The 780-nt window shown below is 46.7% G+C and carries 1 protein-coding gene; it reads left to right on the top strand.

What is annotated here, in order from left to right; genetic code table 11:
* Positions 1–597 (top strand): L-dopachrome tautomerase-related protein (locus tag A3763_RS06535; RefSeq protein WP_197482813.1); only part of this gene is annotated, 597 nt, incomplete at its 5' end.
* Positions 598–780 lie beyond the last annotated feature (183 nt).

Genomic DNA, 780 nt, shown 5'->3' with positions numbered 1-780 from the left:
ATAGGTCTTAGCCCATCTATCATCGTTTATGATGTGATAGAACAGCGTGCTCGTATTGCTATTGAAGACCACGACTCGGTCGACCCGGACTACTATGTTCCTCATGTCGAAGGTGTGAAAATGCTGATGTTTGGTGTTTTTGCTATTCGCCCTGGCGTTGACTCTATTGCGCTAGACCGCAACGAAGAATGGCTTTACTTTGCTCCCGTTACCGACGAGAAGATGTGGCGCGTACGGGTAAGTGATTTGAATAATCCTGCACTAAGTGCAGAAGCGCTGAAAACTAAAATCGAAGCTTTTGGTGAAAAGACCATGAGCGATGGCATCACTATCGATGATGAGGACACTCTATACATCAGCGATCTGGAGCATTCGGCTATCATACAGATGCGCTCTGATGGTTCCATACAAACACTTTACAAAGACAAGAAGCTTCGCTGGCCTGATGGTTTCAGCTTCGGCCCGAATGGCTGGTTATACGTTACTGCTAGTGCGCTACAAAGTGTGATAGCCAAGCCTGACCAGTACATTCAAGAAAAAGGCCCTTATCAGATATTTAAATTGAAGACCGATACCACTGCTTACCCTGGGCATTGAGGTTGAATTTCAAAGGGGTCAGACTCGATTGAATTTCAATCGAGTCTGACCCCTTTGAAAAACCTAATCCTCTAACAAAAAATGCGCTCTGGCCAAGGCAATTGGCTTATCGCGGCTTTCTTGCCAGGCGTGAACTTCGACATTAGCAACGCGGCCACCCTGGCGGGTCACATTACAATAGGC

It is taken from the genome of Oleiphilus sp. HI0128 (assembly GCF_001635365.1).
Note: the sequence above shows the minus strand (reverse complement) of the source record. Positions and strands in the feature narration are given on the sequence as shown.